The sequence below is a fragment of the Streptomyces sp. RKAG290 genome, from assembly GCF_023701695.1.
GTDB lineage: Bacteria > Actinomycetota > Actinomycetes > Streptomycetales > Streptomycetaceae > Streptomyces.
Genome location: NZ_JAJOZC010000001.1, coordinates 576,418 through 592,550, shown reverse-complemented (window position 1 = coordinate 592,550; position 16,133 = coordinate 576,418). Strand labels below are relative to the sequence as shown.

2 protein-coding genes and 2 pseudogenes are annotated in these 16,133 nt (G+C 72.7%); all 4 read left to right on the top strand.

The window, feature by feature from the left end; translation table 11 throughout:
- Window positions 1–126 precede the first annotated feature (126 nt).
- Window positions 127–10,397 (top strand): annotated as a pseudogene (locus tag LNW71_RS02515) (type I polyketide synthase); the annotation flags it as partial.
- A 326-nt stretch (window positions 10,398–10,723) separates the two neighbouring features.
- A pseudogene (locus LNW71_RS02510) lies at window positions 10,724–13,936 on the top strand (type I polyketide synthase); the annotation flags it as partial.
- 93 nt (window positions 13,937–14,029) lie between these two features.
- Window positions 14,030–15,028, top strand: a complete 999-nt coding sequence (locus tag LNW71_RS02505; protein WP_250966714.1) for an aldo/keto reductase — start codon at window positions 14,030–14,032, stop codon at window positions 15,026–15,028.
- The gene (locus LNW71_RS02500) at window positions 15,028–16,128 is read left to right on the top strand and encodes an ABC transporter permease (RefSeq protein WP_250966713.1); all 1,101 of its coding nucleotides are present in this window, start codon (window positions 15,028–15,030) and stop codon (window positions 16,126–16,128) included. The genes LNW71_RS02505 and LNW71_RS02500 overlap by 1 nt, the downstream gene beginning before the upstream one ends.
- Window positions 16,129–16,133: the final 5 nt, after the last annotated feature.

The window sequence follows — 16,133 nt, the reverse complement described above, 5'->3', positions numbered from 1 at the left end:
AATGCCCGCAGGCGGGAATCCCGCCTGCGGGAAAGCTTCCCGGCAGCCGGAGAACGGGCTGTCGGCTGTGGGTGAGAAGGGCGTATGGCAGCGAACGAGGCAAAGCTCCGAGACTACCTCAAGCGTGTCACGGAGAACCTCCAGCAGACCCGCAGCCGCCTCGAAGAGGCAGAGGCGCGGAATTCGGAACCGATCGCCATCGTCGGAATGGCCTGCCGCTATCCGGGCGGTGTGACCTCACCCGACGATCTGTGGCAACTGGTCTCCGAAGGACGCGACGCCATTTCGGACTTTCCCGACGGCCGCGGCTGGAACCTCGACGCACTGTACGACCCCGACCCCGAGCACACCGGCACCGCCACCTCGCGCCAGGGCGGATTCCTGCACCAGGCGGGTGACTTCGACCCCGAGTTCTTCGGCATCAGCCCACGCGAGGCGATCTCCATCGACCCGCAGCAGCGGCTCCTGCTGGAGATCGCCTGGGAGGCGTTCGAATCGGCGGGGATCGATCCGGAATCCGTACGCGGCTCGGACACCGCCGTGTTCACCGGGATCATGTACAACGACTACGCCAGCCGCCTCCAGCACCCGCACCCCACACCCCCCGCCCACGAGGGCCATCTGGGGATCGGCAGCGCGCCCAGCGTGGCATCCGGGCGGCTCTCCTACACTTACGGCCTCACCGGGCCGGCCGTCACCCTGGACACGGCCTGCTCCTCGTCACTCGTCGCGCTGCATCTCGCCGCCCAGTCGCTGCGCAAGGGCGAATGCAGCCTCGCGCTCGCCGGCGGTGCGACCGTGATGGCCACCCCCAACACCTTCGTGGAGTTCAGCCGCCAGCGGGGCCTGGCCCCGGACGGGCGGTGCAAGGCCTTCTCGTCCGATGCGGACGGCACCGGCTGGAGCGAGGGCGCGGCACTCCTCGTCGTGGAGCGGCTTTCGGACGCCCGCCGCAACGGGCACCAGGTGCTCGCCGTCGTGCGCGGCTCGGCCGTCAACCAGGACGGCACCAGCAGCCAGCTCACCGCGCCGAACGGTCCGTCGCAGGAGCGGGTGATCCGCGGGGCGTTGGCGGATGCGGGGCTGGGGACCGCGGATGTCGATGTGGTGGAGGCGCACGGGACGGGGACCCGGCTGGGTGACCCGATCGAGGCCCAGGCACTGCTGTCGACGTACGGTCAGGGCCGGGAGCAGCAGCGGCCGTTGTGGCTTGGCTCGGTGAAGTCCAACATCGGCCACACGCAGGCCGCCGCAGGCGTCGCCGGGATCATCAAGGTGGTCCAGGCGCTGCGGCACGGTGTGCTGCCGGCGACCCTGCACGTCGACGAGCCGACACCCCAGGTGGACTGGGAGTACGGCGCGGTCGAGCTGCTCACCGAGAACCGCGACTGGCCGCGGGAAGGACGTGTCCGCCGGGCGGCGGTTTCCTCCTTCGGCATCAGCGGAACCAACGCCCACGTCATCGTGGAAGAATCCCCCGCCGACCTGCCCGAGCCCGTCTCCGAGGCCCCGGCCGACCCGGTTCCGTCGACCGGGATAGGCACCCCCGTGCTGCTCTCGGCTCGCTCCGAGGACTCCCTCGCAGCACAGGCCGAACGGCTCGGCAGCTACCTGCAGACGCGCGAGGCGCCCCTCGCCGACGTCACGGGCTGGCTCGCCTCGCACCGTGCGGTGTTGTCGCGGCGGGGTGTGGTGTGGGGTGTGGGTCGGGGTGAGGTGGTTGAGGGTCTGGGTGCGTTGGCGTCGGGTGTGCCGAGTGCGTCGGTGGTGGCGGGTGTTGCGGGGAGCCTGGTCGGGTGGTGTTTGTTTTTCCTGGTCAGGGGTCTCAGTGGGTGGGGATGGGTCGGTCGTTGTTGGCTGATTCTGTGGTGTTCCGGGAGGCGTTCTTGGCGTGTGGGGAGGCGTTGCGGCCGTATGTGGGGTGGTCGTTGGTTGAGGTGTTGGAGGATGCGGAGGCGTTGGAGCGGGTTGATGTGGTGCAGCCTGTGTTGTTTTCGGTGATGGTGTCGTTGGCGCAGGTGTGGCGGTCGTTCGGTGTGGTGCCGGATGCGGTGGTGGGGCATTCGCAGGGGGAGATTGCTGCGGCGTTTGTGGCGGGTGCGTTGTCGTTGGAGGATGCGGCGGCGGTGGTGGCGTTGCGTAGTCGTGCGTTGGTGTCGCTTGCGGGGACGGGTGGGATGGCGTCGGTTGCGCTTCCTGTCGAGCGGGTGGAGGAGTTGATTGCGCCTTGGGCGGGGCGGTTGGGTGTTGCTGCGGTCAATGGTCCGGCGTCGACGGTGGTGTCGGGGGATGCCGGGGCGCTTGATGAGTTGGTGGAGGAGTACCGGAGCAGTGATGTGCGGGTACGTCGGGTGCCTGTCGACTACGCGTCGCACTCGCCCCACGTGGACTCGCTGCGTGACGAACTCAATGAACTCCTGGGTCACATCACTCCGTTGGAGTCCTCTGTACCCGTCTATTCGACGCTGACGGGTGGGTTGCTGGCGGATACGCGTGAGTTGACGGCGGAGTACTGGTTCGAGAATCTGCGGCGGCGGGTGCGTTTCCAGGACGCGGTGGAGGTGTTGTATGCGGATGGGTTCCGGGCGTTCGTCGAGTCGAGTCCGCATCCGGTGCTGACCGCCGGGATCCAGGACACGCTGGAAGCCCGCGGGGCGGCTGAGGTGGTGGTGACGGGGACGCTGCGGCGTGACCGGTTCGATCACCAGCCGTTGCAGACCGCGCTGTCGACCCTCTACGTACAGGGATACCGAGTCGACTGGCAGGTACCGGCCCCCGAGGCCAGGCCCGAGGGACTGCCCACCTACCCCTTCGACCACCACCACTACTGGCTCGAAGCCCCCACCCCCCTCACCGCCCACGCCTCCGGGAACCACCCGCTGGCGGACATCGCCGTGGAACGCGCCGACGACGGCGGCCTCGTCCTCAGCGGCCGGCTCTCGCGCGCCTCGCAGCCCTGGGCCGGACAGCACAGCCTCGGCGAGGTCTCACTGGTGCCCGCGACCACGTTCGTGGAGCTCGCACTCCACGCCGCCGACGCGGCAGGCCTCGACCGGGTGGAGGAGCTCATCCTGAGCCGTCCGCTCCTGATCCCCGATGACGAACACGCCGACATCTCCCTGCAGACAGCCGTCGGGCCACCCGATGCCAACGGCCGCCGGGCCTTCGCCGTCTATGCGCGTCAGGCCGCCGAGGACACGGCGGGAGGCTGGGAGCGGTACGCCGACGGTGTCGTCGTACGCGAGGAGGCCGCCGCCGACGCCGTACCCGAGCAGCCGTTCGGACCGCCCTCGGCCTGGCCGCCGCAGGGCGCCGAACCCCTGGCCGTACACGACCTGTACGACCGCTTCGACGCCGTCGGGGTCGGATACGGTCCGTCGCTCCGAGGGGTACGGGCCGCCTGGCAGGACGGCGACGTCTTCTACGCCGAAGTGGGACTTCCCGAGGAGGCGGCCGAGGACGCGGACCACTTCGGTCTTCATCCCGCACTGCTCGACGCGGCCCTCCAGCCCTGGGCCCTGGGAACACTGCCGCCCCTCGCCCCGGACAGCCCGGCCGACGTGGACACCGACGGGGTGCGGACGCCGTTCGTATGGGCGGGCGTCACGCTGCGCGCCACCGCCGCGCGCACGCTCAGGGTCAGGATCACCCCGACCGGGGACGACACGCTCGCCCTGGTCGCGACCGACCCGGCGGGCGAGACGGTCATCGGGGTCGACGCGGTGACACTGCGCCGCCCCGCCGCACCGGAGCCCGCCGTCCCGGACGCCGGTAACGCCGTCCCGGCTCCCGCCCGCACCCCTCGTCCTGCCCGCAGGATCGCCGGCCAGGACGACAGTCCCGGCAGTCTCGGCGACCGCCTGGCACGCCTGCCGGAGACCGAGCGCCGCCGCCACCTCCTGGAACTGGTGCGAGGCGAGGTCGCCACCGTCCTCGGCTACGAGGCCACCGAGGCCCCCGCCGCCGACCGCGCCTTCAAGGACCTCGGCTTCGACTCCGTACTCGCGGTCGAACTCCGCAACCGGCTGGCCAGAGCCACCGGTCTGCGGCTGCCGGCGACCCTCGTCTTCAACCGCCCCAACCCCGGCGAACTCGCGGCTCACCTCCACGACGAGCTGCTCGGCGGTGACGCCGCCGCGTCGACCACGCCCCGCATCCCGCAGGCCCGCGCCGCCGCAGCTGACGACGACCCGATCGCCATCGTCGGAATGGCCTGCCGCTATCCGGGCGGGGTGACCTCACCCGACGACCTCTGGCAACTGGTCTCCGAAGGGCGCGACGTCATATCGGGGTTCCCCGAGGACCGGGGGTGGAACGTCGACGCGCTGTACGACCCCGACCTCGCCGCGCCCGGCACCACCTCCACCCGACACGGCGGATTCCTCTACGACGCGGCCCAGTTCGACGCGGAGTTCTTCGGCATCAGTCCCCGTGAGGCCGCCGCGATGGACCCCCAGCAACGTCTGCTCCTGGAGACGTCGTGGGAGGCCCTCGAATCGGCGGGCATCGATCCGGAATCCGTGCGCGGCTCGGACACCGGTGTGTTCACCGGACTCATCTACACCGAATACGGAGGCCGTTCGCGGCTGGGCAGCCCGTCCGAGGACGTGGAGGGTTACCTCGGTACCGGCAGCGCGGGCAGTGTCGCCTCCGGGCGGCTCTCCTACACGTACGGTTTCACCGGGCCGGCCCTGACCGTCGACACGGCCTGCTCCTCCTCGCTCGTCGCGCTGCACCTCGCCGCGCAGTCGCTGCGCAAGGGTGAGAGCTCGCTGGCGCTCGTGGGCGGTGCGACCGTGATGGCCACCCCCGACATGCTGATCGAGTTCAGCAGACAGCGTGGGCTCTCCCCGGACGGCCGCTGCCGCGCATTCTCCTCCGACGCCGACGGCACGGGCTTCTCCGAAGGGGTCGGGCTGCTCGTCGTGGAGCGGCTTTCGGACGCCCGCCGCAACGGGCACCAGGTGCTCGCCGTCGTCCGTGGGTCGGCCGTCAACCAGGACGGCGCGAGCAACGGCCTGACCGCGCCGAACGGTCCGTCGCAGGAGCGGGTGATCCGTGGGGCGTTGGCGGATGCGGGGCTGGGGACCGCGGATGTGGATGTGGTGGAGGCGCACGGGACGGGGACCCGGCTGGGTGACCCGATCGAGGCCCAGGCACTGCTGGCCACCTATGGCCAGGGGCGCGAGCGGGAGAAGCCGTTGTGGCTTGGCTCGGTGAAGTCCAACATCGGCCATGCGCAGGCCGCGGCGGGTGTCGCGGGGATCATCAAGGTGGTTCAGGCGTTGCGGCACGGTGTGCTGCCGGCGACTCTGCACGTCGAGGAGCCGACCTCCCAGGTGGACTGGGAGTACGGCGCGGTCGAGCTGCTCACCGAGAGCCGCGACTGGCCCGAGGTGGCTGACCGGCCTCGCAGGGCAGGAGTCTCCGCGTTCGGTATGAGCGGTACCAACGCGCACGTCATCATCGAGGCGGCCGCGCCCTCGACCCCCGCCGGCCTGCCCGAGCCCGTAGGGAAGACCTCGGCCGGCCCGGTTCCGTCGACCGGGATCGGCACCCCCGTGGTGCTCTCGGCTCGCTCCGAGGCGTCCCTTGGGGCGCAGGCGGAACGCCTCGCCGCCTACCTCGGCACCGACGGCACCTCCACGGCCGACACCAGCGCCTGGCTGCTGAACCGCACTGCGGTGTTGTCGCGGCGGGGTGTGGTGTGGGGTGTGGGTCGGGGTGAGGTGGTTGAGGGTCTGGGTGCGTTGGCGTCGGGTGTGCCGAGTGCGTCGGTGGTGGCGGGTGTTGCGGGGGAGCCTGGTCGGGTGGTGTTTGTTTTTCCTGGTCAGGGGTCTCAGTGGGTGGGGATGGGTCGGTCGTTGTTGGCTGATTCTGTGGTGTTCCGGGAGGCGTTCTTGGCGTGTGGGGAGGCGTTGCGGCCGTATGTGGGGTGGTCGTTGGTTGAGGTGTTGGAGGATGCGGAGGCGTTGGAGCGGGTTGATGTGGTGCAGCCTGTGTTGTTTTCGGTGATGGTGTCGTTGGCGCAGGTGTGGCGGTCGTTCGGTGTGGTGCCGGATGCGGTGGTGGGGCATTCGCAGGGGGAGATTGCTGCGGCGTTTGTGGCGGGTGCGTTGTCGTTGGAGGATGCGGCGGCGGTGGTGGCGTTGCGTAGTCGTGCGTTGGTGTCGCTTGCGGGGACGGGTGGGATGGCGTCGGTTGCGCTTCCTGTCGAGCGGGTGGAGGAGTTGATTGCGCCTTGGGCGGGGCGGTTGGGTGTTGCTGCGGTCAATGGTCCGGCGTCGACGGTGGTGTCGGGGGATGCCGGGGCGCTTGATGAGTTGGTGGAGGAGTACCGGAGCAGTGATGTGCGGGTACGTCGGGTGCCTGTCGACTACGCGTCGCACTCGCCCCACGTGGACTCGCTGCGTGACGAACTCAATGAACTCCTGGGTCACATCACTCCGTTGGAGTCCTCTGTACCCGTCTATTCGACGCTGACGGGTGGGTTGCTGGCGGATACGCGTGAGTTGACGGCGGAGTACTGGTTCGAGAATCTGCGGCGGCGGGTGCGTTTCCAGGACGCGGTGGAGGTGTTGTATGCGGATGGGTTCCGGGCGTTCGTCGAGTCGAGTCCGCATCCGGTGCTGACCGCCGGGATCCAGGACACGCTGGAAGCCCGCGGGGCGGCTGAGGTGGTGGTGACGGGGACGCTGCGGCGTGACCGGTTCGATCACCAGCCGTTGCAGACCGCGCTGTCGACCCTCTACGTACAGGGATACCGAGTCGACTGGCAGGTGCCGGCCCCTGAGGCCAGGCCCGAGGGACTGCCCACCTACCCCTTCGACCACCGCCACTACTGGCTCGACGCCGCATCCGATCCGGGCGACCCGGGCGGTCTCGGGCTCGACGCCACCGGACACCCCCTGCTCGGCGCGAGCACCACGCTCGTCGACGGCACCACGCTGTTCACCGGCCGGCTCACGGCGGAGAGCGGCCCGGGCTGGCTCGCCGACCACTCCGTCAGCGGCACCGTGCTCGTCCCCGCCACCGCGTTCATCGACCTGGCGCTCTTCGCGGGGGAGCGCACCGGATCGCCGTACATCGAGGAACTCACGCTGGAGACACCCCTGATCCTGGACGGGAAACCGTTCGACCTCCAGGCGACCGTCCGACCCGAGCCCGGGACGGGGCGTGCGCGGCTGGCCGTGCACGCCCGCAGGGCGGGAGGGGCGGCCGGCCAGTGGACACGGCACGTCTCCGTCACCCTCACCGGCGAACCCGACGGAGCCGCGACGCTCCCGCCGGACTTCCCCACCGTCTGGCCCCCGGCCGGCGCCGAAGCGGTACCCGTCGACGGACTGTACGAGGAGCTCGCCGCCCGGGGCTACGAGTACGGGCCCACGTTCCGTGGCGTACGGGCCGCCTGGCGCGCCGGCGACGACGTGTTCGCGGACGTCCTCCTGCCCGACGAGGGCGCGCTGCACAGCGATGTCCCGCGACACAGCATCCACCCCGCGCTGCTCGACGCGGCAGTCCACCCGCTCGCCGCCGGACTGCTCGACGCCCCCGGTGGCGAGGGACGGACCGAACTGCCCTTCTCCTGGACCGGGATCGGACTCCACGCCGCCGGTGCGACAGCACTGCGGGTGCGGCTGCGCCGGCTGCCCGGAGGAGGCGTCGCGGTCGCGGCCGCCGATCCGGCGGGCGGGCCCGTCGCCGTCGTCGACGAGCTGACCCTGCGGGAGATCCCGGCCGGGGGACTGGCCGCGGGCCGTGCGGAAGCGGAGCACACCGACGGGCTGTACGCCGTCGAATGGGTCCCGAGGCCCGTCCCGGAGAGCGATCCGGCGGCGGACACCAGCGGCTGGACCGCACTCGACGCGGCACGTCCGGATGCGGCGCCGGCGGACGGCACGCCGGCGCCGGTCACGGTCCTGCCCGTCCACACCGGGCCCGACGCGCTACCGGGGCCGGTGACCCAGCAGGTACTGGCCGCACTCCAGCTCTGGCTGGCGGACGGCCGCACACAGGACAGCACCCTCGTCGTGCTCAGCCGGCACGGCGTGAGCACCGGGCCGGACGACCCGCCCGCCGACCCGGCGACCACCGCGGTGTGGGGACTGGTCCGCAGTGCCCAGACCGAGAACCCGGGGCGCATCGTCCTCATCGACACCGACCAGGACCTCACGGCACACGACGCCGACCACGCGTCGCTCGTGCCGCTCCTCGGCCTCGCCGAGCCACAACTCGCGGTGCGCGCAGGCGTCCCGTACCTCCCGTGCCTCACCGCACTGGCCACGAGCCGGCCCACCGGCGACCTGGCACCGCCCGCGGACGACGCCACCCCGTGGCGGCTCACGCCGGTCGGCAGCACCCTCGACGCGCTCGCCCTCGCCCCGGCCCCCGAGGCGGCGCGTGCGCTGGAACCGGGCGAGATCCGGATCGCCGTACGTGCCGCCGGGCTCAACTTCCGGGACGTCCTGATCGCACTCGGCAGCTACCCCGGCAGCGCACCCCTCGGCACGGAGGCCGCAGGGGTGGTCACCGAGGTGGGGCCCGAGGTGACCGGCCTCGCCGTGGGCCACCGCGTCACCGGACTGTTCGCGGGCGGCATCGGGCCGGTGGCGGTCACGGACCGGCGACTGGTCACGCGCATCCCGCAGGGCTGGACGTTCGCACAGGCGGCGGCCGTCCCCGCCGCGTACCTCACCGCCTGGTACGCGCTGGTGGACCTGGCGGGGCTGCGGCCCGGGGAGCGGCTGCTCGTGCACTCCGCCGCGGGAGGTGTGGGGCAGGCCGCCGTGCACCTCGCCCGGCACCTCGGCGCCGAGGTGTACGGCACCGCGAGCACCGGGAAGTGGGGTGTGCTGCGGGAGCTGGGGCTGGACGAGGGCCGCATTGCGTCCTCCCGCACGCTGGAGTTCGAGGAATCCTTCCGCCGTGCGGCGAGGGACGACGGGCGCGGCGACGGGCTCGACGTCGTACTGAACTCCTTCACCGGCGAGTTCATCGACGCCTCGCTGCGCCTGCTCAGGCCCGGCGGCCGGTTCGTCGAGATGGGCAAGGCCGAGATACGGGAGCCGGACCAGGTGGCGGCGGACCACGGGGGTGTCTCCTACCGTGCGTTCGAGCTCCTCGACGCGGGTCCCGACCGGATCGCTGAGATCCTCGCCGAGCTGCTGCCGCTCCTGGCGCTGGGGGTGCTGCCACCGCTGCCGGTCGCCGCGCGTCCCGTGGCCCAGGCGTCCGCCGCGCTGCGCCATCTCGCCCAGGCACGCCACACCGGCAAACTCGTCCTGACGCTGCCGCACGCCCCGGACCCCGCAGGCACCGCACTGATCACCGGCGGCACCGGAACACTCGGCGCTCTCGCCGCGCGCCACCTCGTGACCAGGTACGGCATACGTCACCTGGTCCTCACCGGACGCCGCGGACCCGACGCACCCGGGGCCGGCGAACTGGCGGACCAGCTCGCCGCACTGGGCGCCGACGTCACCTTCGAGGCCTGCGACGCGTCCGACCGCGACGCACTGGCCGCCGTACTCGCCCGCGTCCCCGCCGCACACCCGCTGACCCTGGTGCTGCACGCGGCAGGCACCCTGGACGACGGGGTCCTGGGCTCGCTGGACGGCGAGCGGCTCGACACCGTACTGGCCCCGAAGGCCGGCGCCGCCCGCCATCTGCACGAGCTGACCCGCGACGCCGACCTGGCGGACCTGGTGTTCTTCTCGTCCCTGTCCGGCCTCGTGGGAGGCGCCGGACAGGCCAACTACGCGGCCGCCAACGCCTACCTGGACGCGCTCGCGGTCCAGCGGGCCGCCGCCGGGCTGCCGGCAACCTCCATCGCCTGGGGACTCTGGGCGGGCGACAGCGGCCTCACCGGGCACCTGGACAGCACCGACCGGGCCCGCATGTCCCGCGGTGGCGTCATCCCCATGGAGGCCGGACAAGGGCTCGCCCTGCTGGACGCCGCCCTCACGGAGCCCCGTCCGGCGGTCGCCGCCGCCCGCTTCCACCTCCCGCCCGGCACGGTGCCCGACGCGGTGCCGGCCGTACTCCGGTCACTGGTACGCGCCCCGGGGCGGCGCGCCGCAGCCCAGGCGCCGGCGGCCGGGACCGGGGAGCTGCGCGAGCGGCTCGCCGGACTGGCGGCCGCCGAGCGCACGGACGCGGTGCTCGCGCTCGTGCACTCCCACGTGGCCGCGGTGCTCGGCCACGCGGCCGCCGCGGACAAGGGCAGCGGAGGAGGCGGTACGCAGGACCGGGCGTTCAAGGAGATCGGCTTCGACTCACTCACCGCCCTGGAACTGCGCAACCGGCTCGCGACGGCCACCGGCCTGCGGCTCACCGCGACCACGGTCTTCGACCACCCCAGCCCCGGAGCACTCGCCCGGCACCTCACCGCCCGGCTGGTCCCCGAACAGGACACCCCGGAGCCCGTGCTCGCCGAACTGGCACGGTTCGAGGCCCTCGTTCCCGGCCTGGCACAGGGGACGCAGACGCATGCCGTCGTCCGCAGCAGGCTGCGCGCCGCGCTGCGCCGGCTCGACGAGGAAGGCGCCACCGCGCACACCCCCGACGTCCTCGCCGACACCGGGTACGGCAGTGCACCGGAGGACGGCGACGACCTCAGCCACGCCAGCGACGAGGAACTCTTCGCCGCGCTCGACAGCGAGATGGAAACGCCGGAACCCCGCTGACCCACTCCAGCAGCCCCACGGGAGCGCCAGTCATGTCAACCACCAACGAGGACCGGCTCCGCGACTACCTCAAGCGGGCCACCACAGACCTGCGCCGCACTCGCCAGCGGCTGCAGGAGGCCGAGGACCGCGACCACGAACCCCTCGCCATCGTGGGCAGCGCCTGCCGGCTCCCCGGCGGCGTGGACTCACCGGCCGGTCTCTGGCGACTGGTCACCGAGCGCCGGGACGCGATCTCGGCGTTCCCCGACGACCGCGGCTGGGACCTGGTGAGTCTCTACGACGAGAACCCGGCCACGCCCGGCACCACCTACACCAGGCACGGCGGCTTCCTCGACGCGCCCGGCGACTTCGATCCCGGCTTCTTCGGGATCGGGCCGCGCGAAGCTCTCACGATGGACCCGCAGCAGCGGCTGCTCCTGGAGACCGGCTGGGAAGCCATCGAGCGGGCCGGCATCGACCCGGTGTCGCTGCGTTCCTCCGACACCGGGGTCTTCGTGGGTCTGGTCGCGCAGGACTACGCCCCCCGCCCCCACGAGGTCCCCGGCGAACTCGACGGCTACTTCATGACCGGCAACGCCGCGAGCGTGGCCTCCGGCCGGATCGCCTACACGCTGGGGCTGGAAGGGCCGGCCGTCACGGTGGACACCGCCTGCTCCTCGTCGCTCGTCGCCCTGCACCTCGCAGGTCAGGCGCTGCGTGCGGGGGAGTGCGAACTCGCCCTGGTCGGCGGGGTCTGCGTGCTGGCGGGCACCCGGGTCTTCGTCGAGTTCAGCCGGCAGCGCGGCCTCGCGCCCGACGGACGCTGCAAGGCGTTCGCCGAGTCGGCCGACGGCACCGGTCTCGCCGAGGGCGCCGGGATGCTCCTGGTGGAACGCCTCTCCGACGCCCGGCGCAACGGGCACCCCGTCCTCGCCCTGGTACGCGGCAGCGCCGTCAACCAGGACGGCGCGAGCAACGGCCTCACCGCGCCCAACGGCACCGCGCAGGAACGCGTCATCCGGCGCGCCCTCGACCACGCCCGCCTCACCCCCGACGAGGTCGACGCCGTCGAGGCGCACGGCACCGGCACCACGCTCGGCGACCCCATCGAGGCGCACGCCCTGCTCGCCACGTACGGCCAGGGCCGCCCCGAGGGGCGACCGCTCCTCATCGGCTCGCTGAAGTCGAACATCGGACACACCCAGGCCGCCGCCGGGGTCGCCGGCATCATCAAGACCGTGGAGGCGCTCCGGCACGAGACGCTGCCCGCCACACTCCACGCCGACCGGCCCTCGCCCCACATCGACTGGGACTCCGGAGACGTCCGGCTGCTCACCGAACCCGCCGACTGGCCCCGCAGCCCGGGCAGGCCGCGCCGGGCCGCCGTCTCGTCCTTCGGCATCAGCGGCACCAACGCCCACGTCATCATCGAGGAAGCACCGGCGCCCGCCGGGGCCCCGGAGCCCGGCGCCGGCCGGCCGCCGCAGCCGGAGCCGCACCCCCAGCCACCCGTCCCGCACCCCTGGATCATCACGGCCCGCACCGACCCCGCCCTGCGCGACCACGCCCGGGCGCTGCTCGCCCACCTCGACGCCACGCCCGCCGCCCGCCCCGAGGACATCGCCCACTGGCTGGTCCACGGCCGCACCCGCTTCGAACGCCGGGCCGCAGTCGTCGCGACCGGGACGGACGCGCTGCGCGACGGACTGGCCGCACTCGCCGGGGGGAGGACCTGGCCCGGACTGGTGCTCGGGACCCCGCGCCCGGCCGGCCCCCTCGCCTTCGCCTTCTCGGGCCAGGGATCGCAACGCCCCGGCATGGGACGGGAACTGTACGAGGCGTACCCCGTCTTCGCCGAGGCGCTCGACGACGTCGTCGAGCAGCTCGCACCGCACCTGGCCGGCCACCTCGAACGGCCCCTCAAAGAGGTCATGTTCGCACCCGAAGCCACGCCCGAAGCGGCTCTCCTGGACCGCACCGGATACACCCAGCCGGCACTGTTCGCCTTCCAGGTCGCCCTGCTCCGGTTCCTGGCCGCCCACGGGCTGCGCCCCGACGCGGTCATCGGCCACTCCATCGGCGAACTCGCCGCCGCCCATGCCGCGGGCGCCCTGACCCTGCCGGACGCCGCCTCCCTCGTCGCGACCCGCGCCGTGCTGATGGAGCAACTCCCCTCGGGACAGGGCGCCATGCTCGCCGTCCAGGCCTCGGAACGGCACGTACTGCCACTGCTGCGCGCCCATCGGGACCGGCTGTCCGTCGCCGCCGTCAACGGGCCGCGCTCCACCGTCGTCTCGGGTGACACCGAGGCCGTCCGGTCGGTCGAGGAGCGCTGCGCCACGCTCGGCCACCGCACCCGCAGGCTGCGGGTGAGTCACGCCTTCCACTCCCCGCACATGGACCCCGTGGCCGGCGCGCTGCGGGCAGCCGGCGCCCGCCTCGACGTGCGGGCCCCGGAGATCCCCCTCGTCTCCAACCTCACCGGGGCCCGCGCGCGGCCCGACGAGTTCACCGCACCGGACCACTGGGCCGACCACGCCCGCGGCGCCGTCCGGTTCCACGACGGCATACGGGCCCTCGCGGAGCTCGGCACCACCACCTACCTGGAGATCGGGCCGGACACCACCCTCACCGCGCTGATCGCCCAGGCGCACCCCGAGGCGGTACAGCTGCCCACCCAGCGCGCCGGCCTGAGCAGGACCGAGGCCCTCGTGCTGGCCCTGGCCACCCTCGAACTGCACGGCCACGCCGTCAAGCGGCCGGCCGGTACGCCCGGGACGGCCCCCACGGACCTGCCCACCTATCCGTTCCAGCACGAACGCCACTGGCTCACCACGCCCGCGGCAGGCGCCGCCTCCGGCTCCCGGTCCGGGCACATCCCCGGCACCGAGGAAGCCGGCGTGCCCGGGAGCCCGGGGCCGGAACCGGGCGACAGCCGTCAACAGGACTCGTACGAAACCGGATTCGCCGTGCAGCTCGCCGCTGCCGCCGAAGGGGAGCACGAACGGCTCCTGCGGGACCGGATCCGCAGCCACGCCGCCGACGTACTCGGGCACACCGGACCCGACGCGCTCACCGACGACGACCAGTTCCAGGACATCGGACTGACGTCGTTCGCCCTGCTCGACCTCCGCAACCGCCTCTGCGAGGACACCCTCCTGGAACTCCCGCCCGTCGTCGTCTTCGACCACCCCACCCCGGCCGCGCTCGCCGCCCACCTGCACCGCACGCTGACGGAGCGGGAGTTGACAGCTTCAGAGGCGGTTTAGCCCGTCCCGACATGCTGGGCCACGCAGTGCCCGGACGCCGGCTGTTCCGCGTCGGGCCTCACCACCCCGACGTACAGCATGAAGGGACCTCCCATGAGCGACGGCCTGCCCACACGCCGGCTCGGCACCCTGGAAGTCGCCGCCCAGGGACTCGGCGGACTGGGTATCAGCGAGTTCTACGGGCCCACCGACGACGCCGAATCGATCGCCACCATCCACCGGGCGCTCGAACTGGGAGTCACGCTCATCGACACGGCCGATGTGTACGGTCACGGCGCGAGCGAGGAACTGATCGGCAAGGCCGTCGCCGGACACCGCCGCGAACAGGCCGTCATCGCGACCAAGTTCGGCGTCGTACGCTCCGGCAACGGCATCGGGCAGGCCGTGCGCGGCGACGCGGCGTACGTGAAGGAGGCCGCCGACGCCTCCCTGCAGCGGCTCGGCCTCGACCACATCGACCTGTACTTCCAGGCACGGGTGGACCCTGCCGTTCCGATCGAGGAGACCGTCGGCGCGCTCGGCGAGCTGGTCGCGGCCGGCAAGGTGCGGCACATCGGACTCTCCGAGGCGGCCGCCGGCACGATCCGGCGGGCGCACGCCGTCCACCCGATCACGGCCCTGCAGACCGAGTGGTCGCTCTGGTCCCGCGGCATCGAGGCGGAGATCGCGCCCACCGCCCGTGAGCTCGGCATCGGCATCGTGCCCAACGCCCCGCTCGGCCGCGGCTTCCTGACCGGCCGCTACCGGGACGTGTCCGCCTTCGCTCCCAGCGACTTCCGGCACGCCGCCCAGCCCAGGCTCGACGCCCGCAACCTGCCCCACAACCTCGCCCTCGTCGACCGGCTCGTCCCGCTCGCCGAGGCCCGCTCCGTCACCGTCGGCCAGCTCGCCCTCGCCTGGGTCCAGCACCGCGGCCCCGACGTCGTGCCGATCCCCGGCACACGTCGCACCGGCCACCTGGAGGAGAACCTCGCGGCCGCCGTCCTCGAACTCGACGCCGACGAACTGGCCGCCATCGAGAAGGCGTTCCCCGCCGACGAGGTCGCCGGCACCAGGCTGACGGAGTTCAGCCTGCAGTTCACCGACCGGTGATGGACACCCCGACCACGGCTCCTGCCCCCACCGCGAAGCCGGCACCGGCCGCACCCGAGCGCCCCGGGAGCCTGCCGCACGGCGAACCTCCCCCGGCCGCGCCGCCGCCCCCGCTGGGGGCCGCCCGGCCGGGCCGGCGGCGGTCCTGGCGCGCGGTACGCCGGGTGTGCGGCCTGCTGTTCTTCGTGGTGGTGCCCGTGGCCCTGCTCAGCTCGCTGATCATCTTCGCGCTCGGCCACCTGTCGCCCGTCGACCCGGCCGCGGCCAGGCTCGGCGAGAACGCCACGGCCGCGGACGTGGCCAGGCTGCACGAACTGTGGGGCCTGGACCGGCCGTTCGCCGAGCAGTACCTCTCCTGGCTCGGCCACGCCCTGACCGGGGACCTGGGCAGCTCCTACCTCACCGACATCCCGGTGGCCGACAGCATCGCCCAGCGGCTTCCCGTGGACCTGTCGGTCGCGCTGGTCGCGCTGGTGGCAGCCGTACTGATCGGGTTCCCGGCGGGGATCGCCGCCGGTACCCGGCCGGGCGGAGCCGTCGACCGGGTCGTGACCCTCCTCAGTTCGATCGCCGTGACCGTGCCGGTCTTCCTGCTCGGGATCTGGCTCGCCCTGCTGTTCGCAGTCCACCTCAAATGGCTGCCTGCCACCGGGTACGCGACGACGGCCACCGGCCTGGGCAACTGGCTGAGCCACGTCCTGCTGCCGGGCATCTCGCTGAGCCTGGTGGTGGCGGCCGCGCTCGCACGCCAGCTGCGCACCTCCCTGGCCGCCGCGCTCGCCGAGAAGTTCGTCGTCGGCGCGACCCTGCGGGGACTGACCGGGCGGCGCATCCTCTTCGCCCACGTGCTGCGGACCGCCGTCGGCCCCGCCCTGTCCCTGATCGGCCTCGAAGTGCCGGAGCTGCTGGGCGGCGCGGTCGTCGTGGAGGCCGTGTTCGGACTGCCCGGCCTCGGCCAGTACGCGCTCGGCGGAGCGGCCTCGCACGACACCGCCGTGGTCCAGGGCGTGCTGCTGGTCACCGTCGGGGTGGTGCTCCTGGCCAACCTGCTGGTCGACGCGCTCCTCGGGTGGCTGCGACCGGAGACCCGCAAGAGATGAACGTA

Excerpts from the sequence above, each read along its gene's own strand:
- LNW71_RS02500 (WP_250966713.1), top strand. The coding sequence starts at position 15,028 with ATGGACACCCCGACCACGGCTCCTGCCCCCACCGCGAAGCCGGCACCG.
- LNW71_RS02505 (WP_250966714.1), top strand. The coding sequence starts at position 14,030 with ATGAGCGACGGCCTGCCCACACGCCGGCTCGGCACCCTGGAAGTCGCC.